18 protein-coding genes are annotated in these 22,706 nt (G+C 54.0%); 4 read left to right on the forward strand and 14 right to left on the reverse strand.

Annotated features, from left to right (window positions below; genetic code table 11):
- Window positions 1-43 precede the first annotated feature (43 nt).
- The 10 genes from E0L20_RS20465 to E0L20_RS20510 form a co-directional block, all read right to left on the reverse strand.
- Entirely contained in the window at window positions 44-1,273 is a 1,230-nt protein-coding gene (locus tag E0L20_RS20465; RefSeq protein ID WP_131635554.1) for a winged helix-turn-helix domain-containing protein, read from the reverse strand.
- 44 nt (window positions 1,274-1,317) lie between these two features.
- Window positions 1,318-2,295 carry a tetraacyldisaccharide 4'-kinase gene (gene lpxK, locus E0L20_RS20470; RefSeq protein WP_131635555.1) on the reverse strand — a complete coding sequence of 326 codons (978 nt, stop codon included), beginning with the start codon at window positions 2,293-2,295 and terminating at the stop codon, window positions 1,318-1,320.
- Entirely contained in the window at window positions 2,292-4,040 is a 1,749-nt protein-coding gene (gene msbA, locus E0L20_RS20475) for a lipid A ABC transporter ATP-binding protein/permease MsbA (protein WP_131635556.1), read from the reverse strand. The genes lpxK and msbA overlap by 4 nt, the downstream gene beginning before the upstream one ends.
- Before the next feature lie 36 nt (window positions 4,041-4,076).
- Entirely contained in the window at window positions 4,077-6,341 is a 2,265-nt protein-coding gene (locus E0L20_RS20480; protein WP_131635557.1) for a ComEC family protein, read from the reverse strand.
- A 211-nt stretch (window positions 6,342-6,552) separates the two neighbouring features.
- A complete protein-coding gene (gene ihfB, locus E0L20_RS20485) occupies window positions 6,553-6,840 on the reverse strand; it encodes an integration host factor subunit beta (RefSeq protein WP_014069584.1) in 288 nt (95 codons plus the stop codon).
- 170 nt (window positions 6,841-7,010) lie between these two features.
- Window positions 7,011-8,684: a 30S ribosomal protein S1 gene (gene rpsA / locus E0L20_RS20490; protein WP_010429251.1), complete on the reverse strand. Its 1,674-nt coding sequence runs from the start codon at window positions 8,682-8,684 to the stop codon at window positions 7,011-7,013.
- A gap of 111 nt (window positions 8,685-8,795) precedes the next feature.
- Window positions 8,796-9,479: a (d)CMP kinase gene (gene cmk, locus E0L20_RS20495; protein ID WP_119934853.1), complete on the reverse strand. Its 684-nt coding sequence runs from the start codon at window positions 9,477-9,479 to the stop codon at window positions 8,796-8,798.
- Between the two features lie 185 nt (window positions 9,480-9,664).
- The gene (gene aroA / locus E0L20_RS20500; protein ID WP_131635558.1) at window positions 9,665-10,948 is read right to left on the reverse strand and encodes a 3-phosphoshikimate 1-carboxyvinyltransferase; all 1,284 of its coding nucleotides are present in this window, start codon (window positions 10,946-10,948) and stop codon (window positions 9,665-9,667) included.
- A gap of 70 nt (window positions 10,949-11,018) precedes the next feature.
- Window positions 11,019-12,107, reverse strand: a complete 1,089-nt coding sequence (gene serC, locus E0L20_RS20505; RefSeq protein ID WP_131635559.1) for a 3-phosphoserine/phosphohydroxythreonine transaminase — start codon at window positions 12,105-12,107, stop codon at window positions 11,019-11,021.
- A gap of 162 nt (window positions 12,108-12,269) precedes the next feature.
- Window positions 12,270-12,962, reverse strand: coding sequence for a DUF421 domain-containing protein (locus E0L20_RS20510; RefSeq protein WP_131635560.1), 693 nt, complete (start codon window positions 12,960-12,962; stop codon window positions 12,270-12,272).
- A gap of 127 nt (window positions 12,963-13,089) precedes the next feature.
- Here E0L20_RS20510 and ycaO point away from each other — a divergent pair, with 127 nt between their 5' ends.
- From ycaO to pflA, 4 genes are all read left to right on the forward strand, one after another.
- Window positions 13,090-14,850, forward strand: a complete 1,761-nt coding sequence (gene ycaO, locus E0L20_RS20515) for a 30S ribosomal protein S12 methylthiotransferase accessory factor YcaO (RefSeq protein WP_207389461.1) — start codon at window positions 13,090-13,092, stop codon at window positions 14,848-14,850.
- 405 nt (window positions 14,851-15,255) lie between these two features.
- Window positions 15,256-16,113, forward strand: a complete 858-nt coding sequence (gene focA, locus E0L20_RS20520; protein WP_131635562.1) for a formate transporter FocA — start codon at window positions 15,256-15,258, stop codon at window positions 16,111-16,113.
- Between the two features lie 51 nt (window positions 16,114-16,164).
- A complete protein-coding gene (gene pflB, locus E0L20_RS20525) occupies window positions 16,165-18,447 on the forward strand; it encodes a formate C-acetyltransferase (protein ID WP_131635563.1) in 2,283 nt (760 codons plus the stop codon).
- Between the two features lie 203 nt (window positions 18,448-18,650).
- Entirely contained in the window at window positions 18,651-19,391 is a 741-nt protein-coding gene (gene pflA / locus E0L20_RS20530) for a pyruvate formate lyase 1-activating protein (protein WP_131635564.1), read from the forward strand.
- 33 nt (window positions 19,392-19,424) lie between these two features.
- Here the strand turns inward: pflA and E0L20_RS20535 are convergent, their stop codons facing one another.
- The 4 genes from E0L20_RS20535 to E0L20_RS20555 all read right to left on the reverse strand — a co-directional run.
- On the reverse strand, window positions 19,425-19,946 hold the full coding sequence (locus tag E0L20_RS20535; protein WP_131635565.1) for an anti-virulence regulator CigR family protein: 522 nt from the start codon (window positions 19,944-19,946) through the stop codon (window positions 19,425-19,427).
- A gap of 123 nt (window positions 19,947-20,069) precedes the next feature.
- The gene (locus tag E0L20_RS20540; protein ID WP_131635566.1) at window positions 20,070-21,218 is read right to left on the reverse strand and encodes an MFS transporter; all 1,149 of its coding nucleotides are present in this window, start codon (window positions 21,216-21,218) and stop codon (window positions 20,070-20,072) included.
- Between the two features lie 274 nt (window positions 21,219-21,492).
- Complete coding sequence (locus tag E0L20_RS20550; protein ID WP_131635567.1) at window positions 21,493-22,356, reverse strand: dimethyl sulfoxide reductase anchor subunit family protein; 864 nt, start codon at window positions 22,354-22,356, stop codon at window positions 21,493-21,495.
- Between the two features lies 1 nt (window position 22,357).
- On the reverse strand, window positions 22,358-22,706 hold a 349-nt coding region (locus E0L20_RS20555), incomplete at its 5' end, for a 4Fe-4S dicluster domain-containing protein (RefSeq protein WP_131635568.1).

Here is a 22,706-nt window from a genome sequence, read left to right on the forward strand (position 1 = left end):
TTCCTCCGTATGGGTAATCGCTAAAGCTTAACACATTCCTTTTTCAGGGAGTGCCTGTTTCCCAGCCACTTCGACAGGATGTAAACAGCCCCTCGGGTATACGGCCCAGCGTCACGCCGTGTGCTCCCTGCCAGCGTGCAAATTCGCTAATTGCGGAGGTTAATCCTTTCTCCAGGGTCGCCGTCACCTTAACGCCCGCTTCAAGATAGAGCGCAATGACTTCAAGCGTGCCGGTTTTACGGTGCATTTTTGCGTCCATGCGCCCGACCAGCTGCCCTTTATGCAGCAGTGGTAAAACGAAATAGCCAAACTGACGTTTCGGCGCGGGGGTATAGCATTCCAGCCGGTAGCTAAAATTAAACAGCTGTTCGGCCCGTTTTCTGTCCCAGACAACCGGATCAAACGGTGACAGCACTGCGCTGTGGGTCGCCTGAAGTTTCCCTTCCAGAGCCTGAGGTAATAGCGGGAGTAAATCCGCGTGAAGCCACATTTCACCCAGAGTATCGACCGTCACGGGAGCGATGCGCTTTTCGTCTTGCCACTTCTCAAGCAGGGGCTTTAAGGCGGGCTGGCGCAGCCGATAATAATCCGCCAGCCACTGGGGGCGGAAAATCCCCAGGCTGCGGGCGCTATTTTCCAGCATGATGGCTTCTGCCGCGTCCTGGGTGAGCAGATCGCGCTGGTCATCCCAGTGAGGCATCACGCGGTGCGTCAGGTCATAGACGCGCTGAAAATTACGCCGCTCTATCACCATGACTTTGCCAGAGGTAAACAGCCCTTCAAGATGACGTTTGTGCGGCTTCCACTCCCACCAGCCGCTTGCCCCTTTTCGCGGGTGCTCAAAATCGGCGGAGCGTACCGGACCGTTTTCCTGAATGTGCGCAATAAGCCGTTCGATTTCCGCAGCGTGCTCCTGCATCCATTCCTGGCGATACTTCCAGCCCATCTTGTCCGGGGAAAGCATACGGTGACGCACCAGTGCAAAATCACTGCGCGGCAGGAAGCAGGCCTCGTGCGCCCAGTACTCCATGAGTTCGCCCCTGCTCAGGGCATTATCCAGCCACTGCGGCTGATAGTTCCCCAGGCGGCTGAACAGCACCAGGTAAGGACTGCGCGCAACAATATTGATTGTGTCGATTTGCAACAACGACATGCGTTGCACGGTAGAAAGGATATCGGCGGGCTGCGCGCGGCGGCGGGGCTTTTTGAGCAACCCCTGCGCGGCAAGGTGGAGATTTCGTGCAGCTGAAAGCGAGAGTTGCGGTAAAGACATGCGTTTTCCTGTCAGTCAAAGCGCCGCCAGAACCGCGTGTGCCGTTAACGCACTAACGCAATAAGTTCCTTGAGCAATTGTTCCGGCTGCTCGCCGCTGAGCTCAGCGTCAACCGGCAGGTACCACCAGTTTTCCTTCGCAAAGGCACGGCACTTAACCGCATCTTTTTCCGTCATGATCAAGGTCTGGCCCGGCGCGGTGAGCGCATCAACCTGCTCCGCCAGTAACGCCTGATGATCGGCCAGCGAAACGCGTTTTTCCAGCCGCGCACCGCATTGTTCGAGCGTCGCAAAGAAACGCGGAGGATGGCCAATGCCCGCCATCGCCACCAGAGCTGGCAGTTGATCAACGGCCTTGCGTTCGCCGGTCAGCAGGTTGACCGCGTTGCCAGGCTGCAGATGCATAGGAATTTCACCCGCTTTTGCCGCACCGCCGTTAACAATCACCGCATCAACGGACTTAAGGCGCGATGCGCGTTCGCGCATCGGCCCTGCGGGAAGCCACCAGCCGTTACCAAAACGACGAACCCCGTCAACGACCACAATCTCTTTATCGCGCGCAAGGGCATAATGCTGCAGGCCATCATCGGTGATGATAATTTGCACACCGTGCCCGGATAGAAGCGCTTTAACGGCGTCGCTGCGCACCGGGGATACGGCAACCGGGGCGCCCGTGCGCTGATAAATTAAAACCGGTTCATCACCGGCTTCGGCGGTCGTTGTATCCGCTTTCAATAACAGCGGGTACTGCGCGGCTTTACCGCCATAACCTCGCGACACAACGCCCGGGCGAATACCGCGTTTTTGGAGTTGCTCTACCAGCCAGATAACGACCGGCGTTTTGCCATTCCCCCCCGCAGTGAGGTTCCCCACAACCACAACCGGAACCGGTGCGCGCCAGGCCTGCTTCAGCCCCAGTCGATACAGCAGACGAATGGCACCGCTCACCAGGCCATAGAGCCAGGAGAGCGGGAGAAGCAGCAGCCACAGCAGTGACTCACCGGACCAGATGCGTGCGATCATGCGCCGAACTGCATCTTGTGAAGCTGAGCATACACACCGCGATGCGCCAGCAAATCAGCGTGGCTTCCGCGCTCCACGATCACGCCATCTTCAACAACGACAATTTCATCGGCTTGTTCAATGGTCGACAGGCGGTGAGCAATCACCAGTGACGTACGGTTTTTCTGCAGTTCATCCAGTGCGGACTGAATAGCGCGTTCAGACTCCGTATCCAGCGCGGAAGTCGCTTCATCCAGAATCAGAATCGGGCTATCACGCAGCAGCGCACGGGCGATGGCGATACGCTGACGCTGGCCGCCGGAGAGCAGAACCCCGTTTTCACCGATAATCGTATCCAGGCCGTTATCCATCTTGTTGATGAAGTCCATTGCATACGCCATGCGGGCAGCGTTCTCAATCTGCTCGCGGCTGTACTCTTCCGTACGCGCATAGGCAATATTGTTCGCGACCGTATCGTTAAACAGATGCACGTTCTGAGAAACCAGCGCCACCTGATTACGCAGCGACTGCAGGGTATATTCCCGCAGGTCGTGACCGTCCAGCAGGATTTCACCTTCGTTGATGTCATAGAAGCGGGTAATCAGGCTGGCAATAGTGGATTTACCCGAACCTGAACGCCCAACCAGCGCAACGGTTTTGCCCGCCGGAATGGTCAGGTTGATATTGCGCAGAGCCGGCGTTTCACGGCCAGGATAGGTAAAGGTGACATTGCGGAACTCAACGTCACCCTTAGCACGCTCAATCGCGCGCGTCCCTTCATCTTTTTCCTGCTCTGAGTCCAGAATGCTGAACAGCGTCTGGCAAGCGGCCATCCCGCGCTGGAACTGGGCGTTAACGTTCGTCAGCGATTTCAGCGGACGCATCAGCGCAATCATGGAGGAGAAGACGACGGTGATAGTACCCGCCGTCAGTGTTTCCATAACGCTTGGGAAGCTTGCGGCATACAGCACAAATGCCAGCGCCAGGGAAGCAATCAGCTGAATCACCGGGTCGGAGATGGAAGAGGCCGAAACCATTTTCATCCCCTGCAGGCGCATTTTGTTGCTGACCTTATCAAAGCGTTTGGTTTCGACTTTCTGACCGCCGAAGATCAACACTTCCTTATGCCCTTTCAGCATCTGTTCTGCGCTGGTCGTCACCTGCCCCATCGTATTCTGCATGTTCTTGCTGATATTGCGGAAGCGCTTAGACACCACGCGAATAGCAATAGACACAATCGGTGCCAGAACGATAAGGATGATCGACAGCTGCCAGCTGTAGTAGAACATCATCGCGAACAGGCCAATGATGGACGCGCCTTCACGCACGACCGTAATGAGCGCGCTGGAGGATGAGGAAGCCACCTGCTCTGAGTCATAGGTAATACGAGACAGCAGCGTGCCGGTAGATTGCTTGTCAAAAAACGAGACCGGCATCCCCATCATGTGACTAAACAGACGGCGGCGCATGGTCATCACCACTTTCCCTGAAACCCAGGAAATGCAGTAGCTGGAAATATAGCTGGTGATACCGCGTAAGACCATCAGTCCGATAACCACCAGAGGCATCCATAGCAACACTGAGCGATCCGTTTTACCAAAACCGTCGTCCAGTAACGGTTTGAGAAGCGATAGCATAAAAGTATCGCTGGCTGCGTTGAGGATTAACGCTATGCCCGCCACGATCAAGCCTGGTTTAAAGGGCGCAATCATCGGCCATAGTCGGCGGAATGTTTGCCACGTGGAGAGATCTTTGTCGTTATGCATTCAAAAAACCAGCATTTGTTGAAATAGCCGCATATTCTACCCGTTATCTACTGGCGCGCCAAACCACTGATGATACCAACGAGGTAAATATTGATCTCGCAGACGTCGGATTTGCCAGTTATGGCGTGAAAACGTCACCGATATTTGTCCAGAGCGGGGGGTATCATGCCAGATATAGCCCTCTTTTCTGTAACGTCTGACCACTTTAACTGACGGGAATCGCCACGCGTTGTAACGCGCAGCTGAAGCTAACGCAATTTTTCCTTCCACGCGCTGCACCAGCGGCGTTGACGATGACGTATTGCTCCCATGATGGGGAACCTGAATAAGCGTGGAGGCCAGAAATCGCCAGTAATGGCTAAGCATAGCGTGTTCGGCCTGGGCTTCAATGTCCCCTGTGAGTAAAACACTCTGCTCACCATCATCAATTTTCACCACGCAGGAACGATTATTGCCCTTTGCAGCATAGGCTTCCGGTGGCCAGTGGGCGGTAAAAGTTAATCCTTGCCATTGCCACGTCTGCCCTCGAAAGCAGGGAAGATGGCCCGCCCAGCGCAGCGGGCTTCTTATCCACATTTCTGGCCAGGCCCTCTGAAGTGACGTCAATCCCCCCGCGTGATCGAGGTGCTCGTGACTCAGAATGACGCCCTCTGGCTGGAGATGATGCCAGCGAAGCCAGGGGATAATGAGTTGCTGTGCACTGTCTCCCCCAGGCCACGCCAGGCCGGTGTCATATAAAATTGCCTTGCCGTGGCGTTCAATAACCATCGCCAGCCCCTGCCCCACATCCAGCATGTGCAACGTCCAGCTATCGTTTTTTGCCGTATTCCAGACAGGGAATGCCAGAACAACGCTACCGGCAATGCACGCTGCCGGTAGCATTTTCCATGCGCGAAAGCGCCAACCGATAATTGCAAACCAGGGCAGCAGCGTCAGATATTGCCAGCGTTGATCAACGCTCTGCCAGCCATCCGGCAAACGCATCAGCAGCCAGAACAGTGCGGCAAGGGATCTTTCTGCCATAAACCAGATGGACGTTTCCAGAGATACCAGCGGGAACAAATGTAACAGCATGCCGGACAATATCAGCGGTACGGAGATGAACGTGACAAGGGGAACGGCAAAGAGATTCGCTACCAGTGAAGAGAGGCTAAATCCATGGAAAATCAGCACCTGAAGGGGCATCAGCAGCAGCAACATTCCGATCTGCAGATAGACAAGGTTCACCAGCGGCCGCAGTCGACGAGCCCATTGCCTGTTTGGGAAAGGCAGCCACTGAAACCAGAAAATCAACGCGGCCACGGCAAACGCCGACAAAGCCAGGCTCTGAGAAAGCACAGAGAGAGGATCGCATATCAGGATCGCCGCAACACAGCATAGCCAGACCTGCCATGGAGACCACTGTCGAGCACTCATTCGCAGCGCAGCCAGCGCGGCAAGGGAGATTACCGTGCGCAAGGCGGGAGGCTGTAGTCCGGTTAGCCACGCGTAGAAAACGGCAAAGAGTAGCCCGGCGAGGACCGGCATCTGCCAGCCGATCCAGCGGCATGGCATTAAAAACTGGACCCCGCGGGCAATTAGCCAGACCAGGGATGCCGCGAGCGCGATATGCAAACCCGAAATCGCCATCAGGTGCAGCGTACCGGTTTCACGCATCAGGTTTTTTATTTCCCGCGGTACATCCAGACGCTCCCCCATTCCAAGCCCCAGGATCACGCCTCCCCACGGGTATGCAGAGAGCGTATTCTGCAGCGACAGCAGATATTGGGCGCGCATGCTACAGCGACCGTCAATCACCTCCGCCTGGGTAAACCGCCCGCTCAGCGTTTGATGGCGTGCAAAAGCGCTTTGCTGGGGATCGTAACCACCGTCATTCAGTTCGCCATGCGCAGCCCTGAGCCGAAGCGTCATGGCCCAGCGCTGCCCGGCGCACACTTTTTGCGGCAGATAATTGCCGTAGAGCGTCACCCCCGTAGACGCCCACCAGCGCTTGCCATTGAGTGCAACAATTTTTGCCTGATGCGTCGTTGCGCCATCGGTGGCGGTAATTATCACCTCGGCTTTCTGCGGCCCGGCCGTTAGGTGTTGCATCGGCCAGACGCCTTCATGTGCAGCCAGCATACCCCAGCAAAAAAAGAGTATTCCAACGCCTGCACAACGCAGCGCTCTTTTTTTGTGAATGGCAAAGACTACCCCAGCAGCCATCATCGTCCACACAGTCTGCAGACCCGGCAAAACGGGTAACCAATACAACGGAATAATTGCCAGAATGGCACAAGCGCTAATGACGGGTATCCCCATGTTTTCCTCCCATTTTTGGGAAGTATGCGGATAGCAAAGCGGGTCGTCAGACGGAAAAACGAAAGGTTACGATAAAGGCTGAGCGCTATTTCACCGCTTGCAGAAAAACAACACAAGAAGTGCGGCACGGATTCAGAAAGCGCCGGGAGAAAAACAAAAAAAGCACCCGCAGGTGCTTTCTTTTAAACCCAGTTTAACCTAATGGCTAAACTCAGTTGCCGTAAATGTTGGCGCGATCGCGCAGTTCTTTACCCGGCTTAAAGTGTGGAACGTACTTGCCTTCCAGCTCGACTTTATCGCCAGTTTTCGGGTTACGCCCGGTACGTGGAGCACGATAGTGCAGAGAAAAACTTCCGAAACCGCGGATTTCAATGCGCTCGCCCTGGGCAAGAGTGGTGGCCATATGCTCCAGCATCTCTTTAACAGCATCTTCCACAGCCTTCGCTGGGACATGCGGCTGCTGACTGGCAAGTCTTTCAATCAATTCTGACTTGGTCATGATTCCTCCGGTTCCTTTCAAACCAATTAGCTGAACAGCTCATTAAACAAGGGCGGCCGTAGCCGCCCTTTGTTATTGATTACAGGACGAATCCTGTAATCTGTCAAGTCTGCTCCTCATCCTTATCGCTGTAAATGCGTTACAGCTCAAATGATGCTGAGAACTTGATCTTACTCGCCTTTAGCTGCTTTGAAAGCTTCAGCCATTGCGTTGTTAGAGAAGTTTGCATCTTCCTGTTTGTTAACAGTTGCGATTGCATCTTTCTCATCAGCTTCGTCTTTAGCACGAACAGACAGGCTGATTGCACGGTTCTTACGGTCAACACCGGTGAACTTAGCTTCAACGTCGTCGCCAACGCTCAGAACCAGAGTTGCATCTTCAACGCGGTCACGTGAAGCTTCGGAAGCGCGCAGGTAACCTTCAACGCCGTCAGCCAGTTCTACGGTTGCGCCTTTAGCGTCAACTGCAGTCACTTTACCGTTTACGATTGCGCCTTTCTTGTTCAGTGCAACCCAGTTGTTGAACGGATCTTCTGCAAGCTGCTTAACGCCCAGGGAGATACGCTCACGCTCTGCGTCAACCTGCAGAACAACTGCAGCGATTTCGTCGCCTTTTTTGTATTCACGTACTGCTTCTTCGCCTGCAACGTTCCAGGAGATGTCAGACAGGTGAACCAGGCCATCGATGCCGCCGTCCAGGCCGATGAAGATACCGAAGTCAGTGATAGACTTGATTTTACCTTCAACACGGTCGCCCTTGTTGTGGGTTTCCGCGAACTGCTGCCATGGGTTGTTTTTGCACTGTTTCAGGCCCAGGGAGATACGACGACGTTCTTCGTCGATATCCAGAACCATCACTTCCACTACATCACCAACGTTAACAACTTTGGATGGGTGGATGTTTTTGTTGGTCCAGTCCATTTCGGAAACGTGCACCAGGCCTTCAACGCCTTCTTCGATTTCAACGAAGCAGCCGTAGTCGGTCAGGTTGGTAACGCGACCAGTCAGTTTAGTACCTTCTGGGTAACGCTTAGCGATAGCTACCCATGGATCTTCGCCCAGCTGTTTCAGGCCGAGGGATACACGAGTACGTTCGCGGTCGAACTTCAGCACTTTAACAGTGATTTCGTCGCCAACGTTCACGATTTCGCTTGGGTGCTTAACGCGTTTCCACGCCATGTCGGTGATGTGCAGCAGGCCATCAACGCCGCCCAGGTCAACGAATGCGCCGTAGTCAGTGAGGTTCTTAACGATACCTTTGACTTCCATGCCTTCCTGCAGGTTTTCCAGCAGCTGATCGCGTTCTGCGCTGTTTTCGGATTCGATAACGGCACGACGGGATACAACAACGTTGTTACGCTTCTGGTCCAGCTTGATTACTTTGAACTCAAGCTCTTTGCCTTCGAGGTGCAGGGTGTCACGGACTGGACGAACGTCTACCAGTGAACCTGGCAGGAACGCACGAATACCATTCAGCTCAACAGTGAAGCCGCCTTTAACTTTGCCGTTGATAACACCGACCACAGTTTCAGCTTCTTCGTAAGCTTTTTCCAGCGTGATCCAAGCTTCGTGACGTTTAGCTTTCTCACGGGACAGCAGGGTTTCACCGAAGCCGTCTTCTACTGCATCCAGAGCAACGTCAACTTCGTCACCAACCTGGATTTCCAGCTCGCCCTGGGCGTTTTTGAACTGCTCTGCCGGAATGGCGGACTCAGATTTCAGACCGGCGTCAACCAGTACTACGTCTTTGTCGATAGCAACAACAACACCACGAACGATGGAACCCGGACGGGTTTCGATTGTTTTTAAGGATTCTTCAAATAGTTGAGCAAAAGATTCAGTCATGTTTAATCTTCAGGTTAATATTAACGTCCACCTGGCTCCGTGCCGGATGGGGTTGTTTCACATACCCGCCGTCAATCCATTGCAGCGGGGGTACTGCTAAATCGGTCGCGATTACGCGAGTGCCAGTTTTTGGCGCGCATATTGTAGCGCTTTTTCAATCACTTGCTCAATAGTTAAACTGGTTGAATCCAGAACTAATGCATCTTCTGCAGGAACAAGTGGGGCGACGGCGCGGTTACGATCGCGGTCATCGCGCTCTTTTATCTCGGATAAAAGGCGATCAAAGTTAACACTAAACCCTTTCTCCTGCAACTGAAGCATGCGGCGTTGAGCACGTTCTTCCGAGGAAGCGTCAAGGAAAATTTTTACTGGCGCATCAGGGAAAACGACGGTTCCCATATCGCGCCCATCGGCAATCAGACCCGGGGCCTCACGGAAGCCACGCTGGCGACGCAGCAGCGCTTCGCGAACGCGTGGGAATGCGGCAACCTGGGAGGCCGCGTTAGCGACGTCCTGAGTACGGATTTCACCGCTAACGTCTTCCCCTTCAAGGATCACTTCGAGGTTGCCGTCGGTGGAGACAAAACGCACATCAAGATGCGCAGCCAGCGGTACCAGCGCCTCTTCTGACGCAACATCCACGTGGTGGTGCAGCGCAGCCAGAGCCAGCACGCGATAGATTGCTCCCGAATCTAAAAGATGCCATTGCAATGCTTCCGCCATCGCTTTACACAGAGTACCTTTCCCTGCGCCACTAGGCCCATCAATGGTGATTACCGGGGCAACTGCCGTCATCGTTTTCTCCTTAATTAAGGCATACCGTTAACATGAACGCCGCGCATTATACGCGCCAACGTGCGCAACTGTTACCTTTGCGTGCAAATTACGGAATGATTGAAGCTGAGTGTAGAAGAAATGGGCAGGAATGAACGTCAGGAAGCGTAAGGAAATGCCGCACCCGATGATGCGGCATGATGTTATCAGGCCAGCGTACTGATGCGCGCCAGCTGCTCGAAGTAGTCCGGGAAAGTCTTGGCGGTACACTTTGGATCGAGGATAGTGACAGGCGTATCGGACAGCGCCACCAGCGAGAAGCACATTGCCATACGGTGATCGTTATAAGTGCCGATTTCGGCAAACTGCAGTTTTGCCGGCGGGGTCACGCGAATATAATCTTCACCCTCTTCTACCTCTGCCCCGACCTTACGCAGCTCGGTCGCCATTGCGAACAGACGGTCAGTTTCCTTCACGCGCCAGTTGTAGATGTTACGCAGCGTCGTCGTGCCTTTGGCAAACAGCGCCGCCGTGGCAATGGTCATCGCCGCATCAGGGATATGGTTCATGTCCATATCGATGGCGTTCAGCTCGCCGTGGGTGCAGGAGATGAAGTCATCGCCCCAGGTGACAACCGCGCCCATTTTTTCCAGCACGTCAGCAAAGCGGATATCACCCTGCACGCTGTTACGACCGATACCGGTCACTTTTACCGTGCCGCCTTTAATGGCGCCCGCGGCGAGGAAGTAGGATGCCGAGGAGGCATCGCCCTCAACCAGGTAGTTGCCCGGAGACTGGTACCGCTGCGCGCCGCGAACCACGAAGCGTTGGTAAGACTGGTTTTCAACCTCAACGCCGAAAGTTTTCATCAGGTGCAGCGTGATATCGATATACGGTTTAGAAACCAGATCGCCCTTGATGCTGATAACCGTATCCTGCGGGGCCAGCGGTGCGGTCATCAGCAGCGCGGTCAGGAACTGGCTGGAGACGCTGCCGTCAACCTCAACGCTGCCGCCGGTGAAACCGCCGCGCAGGCGAAGTGGCGGATAGTTTTCCTGCTCCAGGTACTCAATCTGCGCGCCGCCCTGACGCAGGGCGTCAACCAGATGGCCAATCGGGCGCTCTTTCATACGCGGTTCGCCGGTCAGCACGATGTTATTGCTTCCCAGACACAGGGCCGCCGCCAGCGGACGCATCGCGGTCCCCGCGTTGCCCAGGAACAGCTCAAGCGCTTCCGTACACTGCAATGCACCACCGTTGCCGATCACTTCACAACGGGTACGGTCAGCAGACAGCGTGTAGTGAACTCCCAACGCTTTCAGCGCATTGAGCATATGGCGAACGTCATCGCTGTCCAGCAGGTTTGTCAGGACGGTGGTGCCGTGTGCCAGAGCTGCCAGCAGCAGAGCGCGGTTCGAGACACTTTTTGAACCAGGCAGATTGATGGTGCCATCTACCCGCGCGATAGGTTGTAACGTCAGGGATTCCATGAAAACTAAACTCTCAACTCAACATAATAAAAACCCCGCAGCAGCGGCTGCGGGGGTGAAAACAGCGCGATTAACCGTGGCGACGTTCAAAGTCGATCATGAAATCGGTCAGGGCCTTAACGCCTTCCAGCGGCATCGCGTTGTAGATTGAAGCACGCATGCCCCCCACCACGCGGTGGCCTTTCAGCGCGTGCAGGCCCGCAGCGAACGACTCTTCCAGGAATACGCTATCCAGGCTGCTGTCTGCCAGCTGGAACGGCACGTTCATGCGGGAACGGTTGGCTTTCGCCACGTCGTTGCGGTAGAAATCGCTTTTATCAATCACGCCATACAGCAGTTCAGCCTTCTGCTGGTTAATCTTGTCCATCTGCGCAACGCCGCCCTTTTGCTTCAGCCATTTGAAGACCAGGCCAGAGAGATACCAGGCAAAGGTTGGTGGGGTGTTGAACATCGAATCATTGTCGTTCAGCACGGTATAATCGAGAATCGACGGACAAGACTTATGCGCTTTGCCCAGCAGATCTTCACGTACGATAACGATGGTCAGGCCCGCCGGGCCGATGTTTTTCTGTGCACCGGCGTAGATTACGCCGTAACGGCTGACGTCCAGCGGCGTGGACAGAATGGTCGATGAGAGATCTGCCGTTACCACCACATTCTCGCCAAAGTTTGGCTCTTCATGAATAGCGATACCGTCGATGGTTTCGTTCGGGCAGTAATGCAGATATGCCGCGTCACCGGAAAGCTGCCACTCGCTCATCGGCTTAACGCCACGCAGGCCGTCAACGGTCACTTTGGCATCGATAACGTTCGGTGTGCAGTACTTGTGCGCTTCTTTAATCGCACTGGCCGCCCAGTAGCCCGCGTCAACGTAGTCAGCCGTCGTTTTATCGCCCAGAATGTTCAGCGGGATCCCGGCAAACTGACCGCGCCCGCCGCCGTGGCAGAACAATACTTTGTAGTTCGAGGGAATGTTCAGCAGATCGCGAAAATCCTTTTCTGCCTCTTCCGCCACCTTAATAAACTCTTTACCACGGTGGCTGATTTCCATCACCGACGTACCCAGACCGTTCCAGTCACACAGCTCCTGCTGAGCCTGTTTAAGTACATCCGCCGGTAACATTGCCGGACCTGAACTGAAATTAAAGACTTGAGCCATTTCCCCTCACCACGCTAAAAGCCATAAGTTATAACTGTGGATATCGGTTTTATCATTCAGTGACACGCGCCGCAATGTCTAAAACTTATGACCCGTAAAATGTGGCGCACGTCACACAAAACAATCTGCCATCTCGGTGTCACAAAACCGACAAATTGGCTGTCAGGTAAGACGTTTAGCCCGGCTAACCTTCGTCCATTCGGGATTTGCACAGCGAGGGCATAATTGATGATCGCCCGCATGCATCCCCACGACATGGCTGCATTTTATACAGGCATACTCCCCGGTTTCAGGTACGACCCTGAACCGCTCAATCAGCATATCCGGCAGGATACACAGGCCGGGCTTAACGTCGTCGTCAGCATAGTAATAGACGCTGATTTGCCCATTGGTTTCCATTATCGCCAGCCGCACCTGTCCCAGCTGTTCCACGCTGCTCAGGCGCAGCTCCATAAAGAACTCAAACTCGGTCATGTTGGCACTTTTAACATTCTGCCAGGCCAGCTGCCCGTCTTCTACAATCACCACCGGTTTGCCTTCGAGAAGATCTTCCAGTTTTTCGCTTTTCGACATTAGCCACATCACCAGCCGGTACAGCAATGCCAGCGAGACGAAGACGATAAACACCGGCACCATCGGCACATCGTCATAAAACGCCACGTCCCCCGCCGCCGAGCCCAGCGTCAGGATGATGAGCACTTCAAACAGTGACATCTGCCGAACGCCGCGCCGCCCGGTGATTTTGAGAAACAGGAAGACGAGAACAAAGGTATACAGGCTGCGCAGCGCCACTTCCCACAGAAACTCGGGGGGAACTTTGTCAAACGCCATCCGCTGGAGATCGAAAGCTTTCATTTTTCTATGCCTTAACAGTAGGTTACTGTCACTAAGCATAGCCCAGCCATTTATTTTCGCCGAAGATAGCACCCGTCACGCAAAACCCGTATCATTGCGCGCTTTACGTACGATAAAAGTGAACGCCATGACCCAAACGTTTATCCCCGGCAAAGACGCCGCTCTGGAAGATTCCATCGCTCGCTTCCAGCAGAAACTGACCGACCTCGGCTTTAATATCGAAGAGGCCTCCTGGCTGAATCCGGTGCCTCACGTCTGGTCCGTGCATATTCGCGACAAAGACTGTGCGCTGTGCTTCACCAACGGTAAAGGCGCGACGAAAAAAGCGGCGCTGGCCTCTGCGCTGGGTGAGTATTTTGAACGTCTGTCGACCAACTATTTCTTCGCCGACTTCTGGCTGGGTGAAACCATCGCCAACGGCCCCTTCGTTCACTACCCGAATGAAAAATGGTTCCCGCTGACCGAAGACGATGAACTGCCGGAAGGCATTCTCGATGGACGTCTGCGCGCGTTCTACGATCCGGAAAACGAACTGACCGCCAGCATGCTGATTGACCTGCAGTCTGGTAACGAAGACCGCGGTATTTGCGCCCTGCCGTTCACCCGTCAGTCTGATGAGCAGACCGTGTATATCCCGATGAACATCGTTGGCAACCTGTATGTGTCCAACGGCATGTCTGCCGGTAACACCCGCAACGAAGCGCGCGTGCAGGGTCTGTCCGAAGTCTTCGAACGCCACATCAAAAACCGCATCATCGCCGAATCAATCAGCCTGCCTGAAATTCCGGCCGACGTGCTGGCGCGCTACCCTGGCGTGGTAGAATCCATCGCCAAACTGGAAGCGGAAGGTTTTCCAATCTTTGCCTACGACGGCTCGCTGGGCGGTAAATATCCGGTTATCTGCGTCGTGCTGTTCAACCCGGCTAACGGCACCTGCTTCGCCTCCTTCGGCGCACACCCGGACTTCGGCGTGGCGCTGGAACGTACCGTGACCGAACTGCTGCAGGGTCGTAGCCTGAAGGATCTGGACGTGTTCACCCCGCCAACCTTCGACGACGAAGAAGTGGCCGAGCACACCAACCTGGAAACCCACTTCATCGACTCCAGCGGCTCGATCTCCTGGGATATGTTCAAGCAGGACGCGGACTATCCGTTCGTTGACTGGAGCTTTGCAGGCACCACCGAAGAAGAGTTCGCCACGCTGATGGCTATCTTCAACGCGGAAGATCGGGAAGTCTATATTGCTGACTACGAACACCTGGGCGTCTACGCGTGCCGTATTATTGTGCCGGGCATGTCCGACATCTATCCGGCGGAAGATCTGTGGCTGGCGAACAACAGCATGGGCGCACACCTGCGTGAAACCCTGCTGGCCTTACCGGGCAGCGAGTGGGAAAAAGAAGATTACCTGAACCTCATCGCCCAGCTGGACGAAGAGGGCCACGATGACTTCACCCGCGTGCGTGAGCTGCTGGGCCTGGCAACCGGTAAAGACAACGGCTGGTACACGCTGCGTATCGGTGAGCTGAAAGCGATGCTGGCCCTTGCGGGTGGCGATCTGGATCAGGCTCTGGCCTGGACCGAGTGGACGATGGAATTCAACCAGTCCGTCTTCTCCGCCGAGCGCACCAACTACTACCGCTGTCTGCAAACCCTGCTACTGCTCGCACAGGAAGACGACCGCGAGCCGCTGCAGTATCTGAATGCGTTTGTTCGTATGTATGGCGCAGACGCAGTCGAAGCCGCCAGCGCGGCGCTGAGCGGTGAAGAGCCGTTCTATGGCCTGCAGGCTGTTGATAGCGATCTGAAGGCCTTCCCGGCACATCAGTCGCTGCTGAACGCGTATGAAAAACTTCAGAAAGCGAAAGCGGCTTACTGGTCAAAATAACCGCATATAACATTATCAGCTGTAGGCGTATTCAATCGCCTGAGCTATATTACGGGGCAATTTCATTGCCCCTTTTTTATTTTTTTCGGCAATGATTGTTGATTGTAATATTTAAGTTAAATACGGGTAAATATAATAATACTTACCTGAGCTTTACTGTTACTTATTATGGTAAATACTCCATTTTAATTAACTGTTGTACGGGAGGTCGCCCGAAAAAATTCAACTCTTTTCATAACTTTTAAAATTTATTTTTATACGGATAATCAAATACTTACTCCGCATTTGCTGTAAAACCATACACACTGCGGGCCTATAAGCCAGGCGAGATATGATCTATATCAATTTCTCTTCTATAATGCTTTGTTAGTATCTCGTCGCCGACTTAATAAAGAGAGAGTTAGTGTGAAAGCTGACAACCCTTTTGATCTTTTACTCCCAGCTGCGATGGCCAAAGTGGCCGAAGAAGCAGGTGTCTATAAAGCAACGAAACACCCGATGACGACGTTCTTTCTGGCCATCACGGCCGGGGTGTTCATCTCCATCGCTTTCGTCTTCTACATCACTGCCACCACCGGCACTGCCGCGATGCCTTTCGGCATAGCGAAACTGATTGGTGGTATTTGCTTCTCACTGGGTCTGATTCTTTGCGTCATCTGCGGTGCCGACCTCTTCACCTCGACGGTGTTGATTGTTGTGGCAAAAGCCAGCGGAAGAATTACCTGGGGCCAACTGGCACGCAACTGGCTTAACGTCTACGTTGGTAACCTGATTGGCTGTCTGCTCTTTGTTCTGTTGATGTGGCTCTCTGGCGAGTACATGACCGCCAACGGCGGCTGGGGACTTAACGTCCTGCAAACCGCTGACCACAAAATGCACCATACATTTATCGAAGCCGTAGCGCTTGGCATCCTCGCAAACCTGATGGTCTGCCTGGCGGTCTGGATGAGCTACTCCGGTCGCAGCCTGATGGACAAAGCCATGATTATGGTTCTGCCGGTTGCGATGTTTGTTGCCAGCGGCTTCGAGCACAGTATTGCGAATATGTTCATGATCCCAATGGGGATTGTTATCCGCAACTTTGCGAGCCCAAAGTTCTGGACCGCAGTTGGTTCAACTCCGGAAAGTTTCTCTCACCTGACTATCATGAATTTCATTACTGATAACCTGATCCCCGTCACTATCGGGAACATTATCGGTGGGGGTCTGTTAGTTGGGTTGACATACTGGGTCATTTACCTGCGTGGCGACAACCATCATTAATGGTCGTCTCAGGCAGTAAATAAAAAATCCACTTAAGAAGGTAGGTGTTACATGTCCGAGCTTAATGAAAAGTTAGCCACAGCCTGGGAAGGTTTTGCGAAAGGTGACTGGCAGAATGAAGTAAACGTCCGTGACTTCATTCAGAAAAACTATACCCCGTATGAAGGTGACGAATCCTTCCTGGCTGGCGCAACTGACGCGACCACCAAGCTGTGGGACAGCGTAATGGAAGGCGTTAAACTGGAAAACCGCACTCACGCGCCAGTTGATTTTGACACCTCCGTTGCTTCCACCATCACTTCTCATGATGCTGGCTACATCAACAAAGCCCTTGAGAAAATCGTTGGTCTGCAGACTGAAGCACCACTGAAACGCGCAATCATCCCGTTCGGTGGCATCAAAATGGTAGAAGGTTCATGCAAAGCGTATAACCGCGAGCTGGACCCAATGCTGAAAAAAATCTTCACCGAATACCGCAAAACCCACAACCAGGGCGTATTCGATGTTTACACCAAAGACATTCTGAACTGCCGTAAGTCTGGCGTTCTGACGGGTCTGCCGGATGCGTATGGCCGTGGCCGTATTATCGGTGACTACCGTCGCGTCGCACTGTACGGTATCGACTTCCTGCTGAAAGACAAATACGCGCAGTTCGTTTCCCTGCAGTCTGACCTGGAAAACGGCGTAAACCTGGAAGCGACTATCCGTCTGCGTGAAGAAATTGCTGAACAGCACCGTGCGCTGGGTCAGATCAAAGAGATGGCGGCTAAATACGGCTGCGATATCTCTGGTCCTGCAACCAATGCTCAGGAAGCTATCCAGTGGACCTACTTCGGCTACCTGGCCGCTGTTAAGTCTCAGAACGGCGCAGCAATGTCCTTCGGTCGCGTATCCACCTTCCTGGATGCGTACATCGAACGTGATATCAAAGCAGGCAAAATCACCGAGCAAGACGCCCAGGAAATGATTGACCACCTGGTCATGAAACTGCGTATGGTTCGCTTCCTGCGTACCCCTGAATACGATGAGCTGTTCTCTGGTGACCCAATCTGGGCAACCGAATCTATCGGTGGTATGGGCGTTGACGGCCGTACCCTGGTAACCAAAAACAGCTTCCGCTTCCTGAACACCCTGTACACCATGGGTCCTTCTCCGGAGCCGAACATCACCGTTCTGTGGTCTGAAAAACTGCCTCTGAACTTCAAGAAATTCGCCGCTAAAGTGTCCATCGACACCTCTTCTCTACAGTACGAGAACGATGACCTGATGCGTCCGGACTTCAACAACGACGATTACGCTATCGCGTGCTGCGTAAGCCCAATGGTTGTTGGTAAACAAATGCAGTTCTTCGGTGCGCGTGCAAACCTGGCGAAAACCATGCTGTACGCCATCAACGGCGGCGTTGATGAAAAACTGAAAATGCAGGTTGGTCCTAAGTCTGAGCCGATCAAAGGCGACGTTCTGAACTTCGACGAAGTGATGGACCGCATGGATCACTTCATGGACTGGCTGGCTAAACAGTACGTGACTGCACTGAACGTCATTCACTACATGCACGACAAGTACAGCTACGAAGCTTCTCTGATGGCACTGCACGACCGTGACGTAGTTCGCACCATGGCATGTGGTATCGCAGGTCTGTCCGTTGCTGCTGACTCCCTGTCTGCAATCAAATATGCGAAAGTTAAACCAATCCGTGATGAAGACGGCCTGGCCGTAGACTTCGAAATCGAAGGCGAATATCCGCAGTTTGGTAACAACGACGCTCGCGTTGATGACATGGCGGTTGACCTGGTAGAACGTTTCATGAAGAAAATTCAGAAACTCACTACCTACCGCAACGCTATCCCGACTCAGTCTGTTCTGACCATCACCTCTAACGTTGTGTATGGTAAGAAAACCGGTAACACCCCAGACGGTCGTCGTGCTGGCGCGCCATTCGGCCCAGGTGCTAACCCAATGCACGGTCGTGACCAGAAAGGTGCGGTTGCCTCTCTGACCTCTGTTGCTAAACTGCCGTTTGCTTACGCGAAAGATGGTATCTCTTATACCTTCTCTATCGTGCCAAACGCGCTGGGTAAAGACGACGAAGTGCGTAAAACTAACCTCGCGGGTCTGATGGATGGTTACTTCCACCACGAAGCGTCCATCGAAGGTGGTCAGCACCTGAACGTGAACGTCATGAACCGTGAAATGCTGCTCGACGCGATGGAACACCCTGAGAAATACCCTCAGCTGACCATCCGCGTATCTGGCTACGCAGTACGTTTTAACTCCCTGACTAAAGAACAGCAGCAGGACGTTATCACCCGTACCTTCACTCAGTCTATGTAAGTGGAATTGACTGAAATCACGCGTTAAAAGGCGTACAATAAAGGCTCCACGCAAGTGGGGCCTTTTTAACACCCTCTTCGCCTCAGTCTCTTTTGTCCGCTATCTATACTTAATGGATAACAGCCAAAACAGACTCGACATAGCCTTTGAGCTGTGCACCTACATAGGCCCCTGGATGGGCCAAATTCGGAGATATCACCGCAATGTCAACTATTGGTCGCATTCACTCCTTTGAATCCTGTGGCACCGTCGATGGCCCGGGTATCCGCTTTATCACCTTCTTCCAGGGCTGCCTGATGCGCTGCCTGTACTGCCACAACCGTGACACCTGGGATACGCACGGCGGTAAAGAAGTGACCGTTGAAGAATTGATGAAAGAAGTGGTGACCTACCGCCACTTTATGAACGCGTCCGGCGGCGGCGTCACCGCGTCCGGCGGCGAGGCCATCCTCCAGGCGGAGTTTGTCCGCGACTGGTTCCGCGCCTGCCGCAAAGAAGGGATCCATACCTGTCTGGACACCAACGGCTTTGTTCGCCGCTACGATCCGGTCATTGACGAACTGCTCGACGTAACCGATCTGGTCATGCTCGATCTCAAGCAGATGAACGACGAGATCCACCAGAACCTGGTTGGCGTCTCCAACCACCGCACGCTGGAATTTGCCAAATACATTGCCGACAAAGGCATTAAAACCTGGATCCGCTACGTGGTGGTCCCTGGCTGGTCAGACGACGACGACTCCGCGCACCGCCTCGGGGAATTTACCCGCGACATGGGCAACGTCGAGAAAATTGAGCTTCTGCCCTATCACGAGCTGGGTAAACACAAATGGGTGGCAATGGGCGAAGAGTACAAACTGGATGGCGTGAAGCCGCCGAAAAAAGAGACGATGGAACGCGTCAAAGGTATTCTTGAACAGTACGGCCACAAGGTGATGTATTAAAAAAGGCCCGGTTTAACCGGGCCTTTTTATATTCTATTTAAAGACGCCGTTAATAACGGACGTCACAATCGCCGTGCTCAGCGCAATTAAGACCAGGTCGTCTCCGACCACGCGCCATTCATAACCTGGATAGGAAGGAAGCTGACCCAGCATTGAGGCCGGTACGGTTTTCTTCGCAATGCCCGGAGGCAACGGCTTGCCGCGCGCCAGGTTTTTCGCGATACCCGGAGGCAGAGAGTCATAGCCCGTTAAGCCATAATTCAGCGCCAGATGGCGGGCATGATCGAAGCTCACGCGCGCGTCGACATCGTTACCGACATCCTTACTGTTTTTAAAGCTCTTGTCCGATTTTCCTGGGTTATCCTGACCGTTATTTTGCTTATTGCCATGGTTACCAGAATTCCCGTTACCATGACTGCCGCCATTACCCTGTCCGCCACCGTTTCCGTGGCCACCGCCATTCCCGTTTCCAGGATTAGCCATGACCGGAGCCGTTGCAAACGTTAAAGACAACACTACGGCAAGTGCGGTAGTGGAAAAACGACGTGTAGACATGATTGCTGCCTTTTAGTGGTAGAACTCATGTGAATTATCGTCTGCCGCGATAAACAAACAATGAGTAAAAGTCTGAGATGTGATGGGGACAAAAAAGCCTGTCATCGACAGGCTTTTATTTAATCAGGCGTGAGCCACTGGCGTTGGATGCTCGCCCACTTTTCGCAGCAGCATTAGCAGGTAGATAAACGACACGCTGGCGATCATGATAAACAGCAGGTTGTCGGAATAGTTTTGCATCAACACCGAGGTGAAGGTTGGCCCCAACAAGCTGCCGATGGTGTAGCTCAACAGCAGCGCCTGGTTCATCGCCACCAGCTGATGGTGCTCAACTTTCTCGCAGGCCCAGGCCATCGCGACGGGATAGAGCGTAAAGCCCGCAGCCCCCAGAATAAACAGGGCGGGTGCCATTGCGGCATTGCTGAGCATGGCAAGACATCCCATGATCACCACGAACACCTGAACGCGCAGCACCAGCAGGCGACCGAAGCGGTCAGCCAGACGACCAATAGGCCACTGCCCTACGATCCCGGCGCTGACCATCACCGCCATCCAGAACCCGATACCGGAATCGCTCACGCCCTGGTGGTTCAGGTAGAGCGGCATCAGGCCATACAGCGAGCCGAGAACAATCCCGGAGATGATGCAGCCGTTAACGCCCAGGCGCGCCTGACGCAGTCGCAGCATCGGCCAGACGTGCGTCGCTTCCTGATGTTCGCTGTTTTGATTCACAATGCGCGTAAAGAGCAGCGGCAGGATTGCGGCCAACACCATACCCGTCACCCACGGCAGCACGCTCATCAGATCCGTCGGCAACTTACTGACCATCAGCTGGCCGAGCACGGTTCCCACGTAATACACCATCATATACGCCGCCAGCAGGCGTCCGCGATTGCGGGAGGTGCCGCTGCACATCAGCGCGCTTTCCACGACAACCCAGATCATCGCGCAGCCTACGCCAGCGATAAAGCGCCAGACCATCCAGCTCCAGAAGCCGACCATCAGGCCAAGCCCTGCACACCCAACGGCAAAAATCAGCGACGCCAGATAATAGCTGCGGTTAAAGCCAAAGCGTTTAATAAGGCTGCCCGTTAATAACGTCCCCAGAAGATTGCCCGTAAAAAAGGATGAGCTAACCATACCCACCTGCCAGGTCGGTAAGTTTTCATGGGCGAGCCACAGCGGGACGAGCGTATTCAACACTGCGATCGCCAGGGTCAACAGAAGCAGGCCACAGAGCAACAGGAGCACTGGCCGGGTATAGGTGGTCATGGATTAAAAACCGTGAGGAAGTTCAGATTTCGTGCGCATCATGCCACCGGCAAAAACAAAGTCAATCCACCGTTTCAGGCGGCTCGCACGATATGCCGCTTGTCGATTTAAAAAACTCATCCTGCTAATGCAAAGCCTGCTAGCAATATTAATTATCTATTTGTTTTTATTTATATCCGAGAAATTTAAAAGCGAAACATCAGTCGAAAAATTTCATGAATGAAAAAAGAAAAGCCGGGCGCTATGTCCCGGCTTTTTATAACAAAAAAAGAAATTAGCTGGCGATAGCCATACCGACCGTCATATGCAGGCCGTAAAACACGCCGCGGCCAATCAGCTCACCTGCCAGTATCAGCACAAAGGCCAGTGAAAGCACCGGCAGCGCAGGCTGATAGCCTTTTAGCTGAGGAGCAATCCAGCACGCCAGCGCGACCGCCAGCAGCACAATACGCCACGCCATCAGCGAACCGTAATCCGGTACCAGGGCAGAAGCCTGCTGGATTGAGCTGTGGATCGTTGCCAGCTCGGCCCCCTGCATCAAGGCGACAATGGCACTCACCACCAGCGCCAGCAGAGAAACGACAGGCAACAAGCGCATTGCCCAGCCATCAACACCCGCCACGCGCAACAGCAGATAGCCCAGCAGCGGCCCGCCAATAAACATCGTCAGGAAGAAGCTCATCGGCGTCCAGACGCTGTACCAGGTTGGAACGGTATCGATGGTGTTATAGACGCGCACCATCATCCACACGAACACCACGCCCAGCACCATGGTCACGATCAGCCACAGGCTGCGCACGCCCGCAGGCAATTTTTTCAGCGCCGCCAGCAGCCATCCCAGCCCACCGATCGCAAAGAAGATTGCCCCGCTGGCAATCTCATTACTGAGTGAGGATGCGCCCACGCGGTTCAGAGAGTTAAATGCGCGCATCGGCGACCCCAGGTGCAGCGTAGAGGCAATAAAGCCAATGACCATCAGCACCCACAGGCCAAACATGCTCAACACGACGCGCTGCTGCTGCTCGGCGTTCAGATTGCCTTTTAGCAACGCCAGGGCGAGCACAATAAAACCACCCGCAACGCACTGCCCAAAGACCGTGAAGATCATCAGCGGCCATTCATGCCATCCACTTCCCATCTCACACCTCCTTCGGGTTTGCCAGATAGCCGGTGGTATCCCCTGTCGGGCGGCTATTAGCGTTAGGTTTAATCACAATGCTCGGCTTCGTGAAGTGCGCGGACGGCAGCGGCGCAACGGCCGCAAGCTGGCCGTGCTTTTTACGCAGCTCGTCAATCGGGCCAAAGTCCAGCGCGCGCAGCGGGCAGGACTCCACGCAGATCGGCTTTTTACCGTCGGCCACGCGGGAGTGGCAGCCGTCGCACTTGGTCATGTGGCCTTTGGCTTCGTTATACTGCGGCGCACCGTACGGGCAGGCCATATGGCAGTAGCGGCAGCCGATGCAGACGTCTTCGTCCACCACCACAAAA

It is taken from the genome of Enterobacter wuhouensis (genome assembly GCF_004331265.1).
Classification (GTDB): Bacteria; Pseudomonadota; Gammaproteobacteria; order Enterobacterales; family Enterobacteriaceae; genus Enterobacter; species Enterobacter wuhouensis.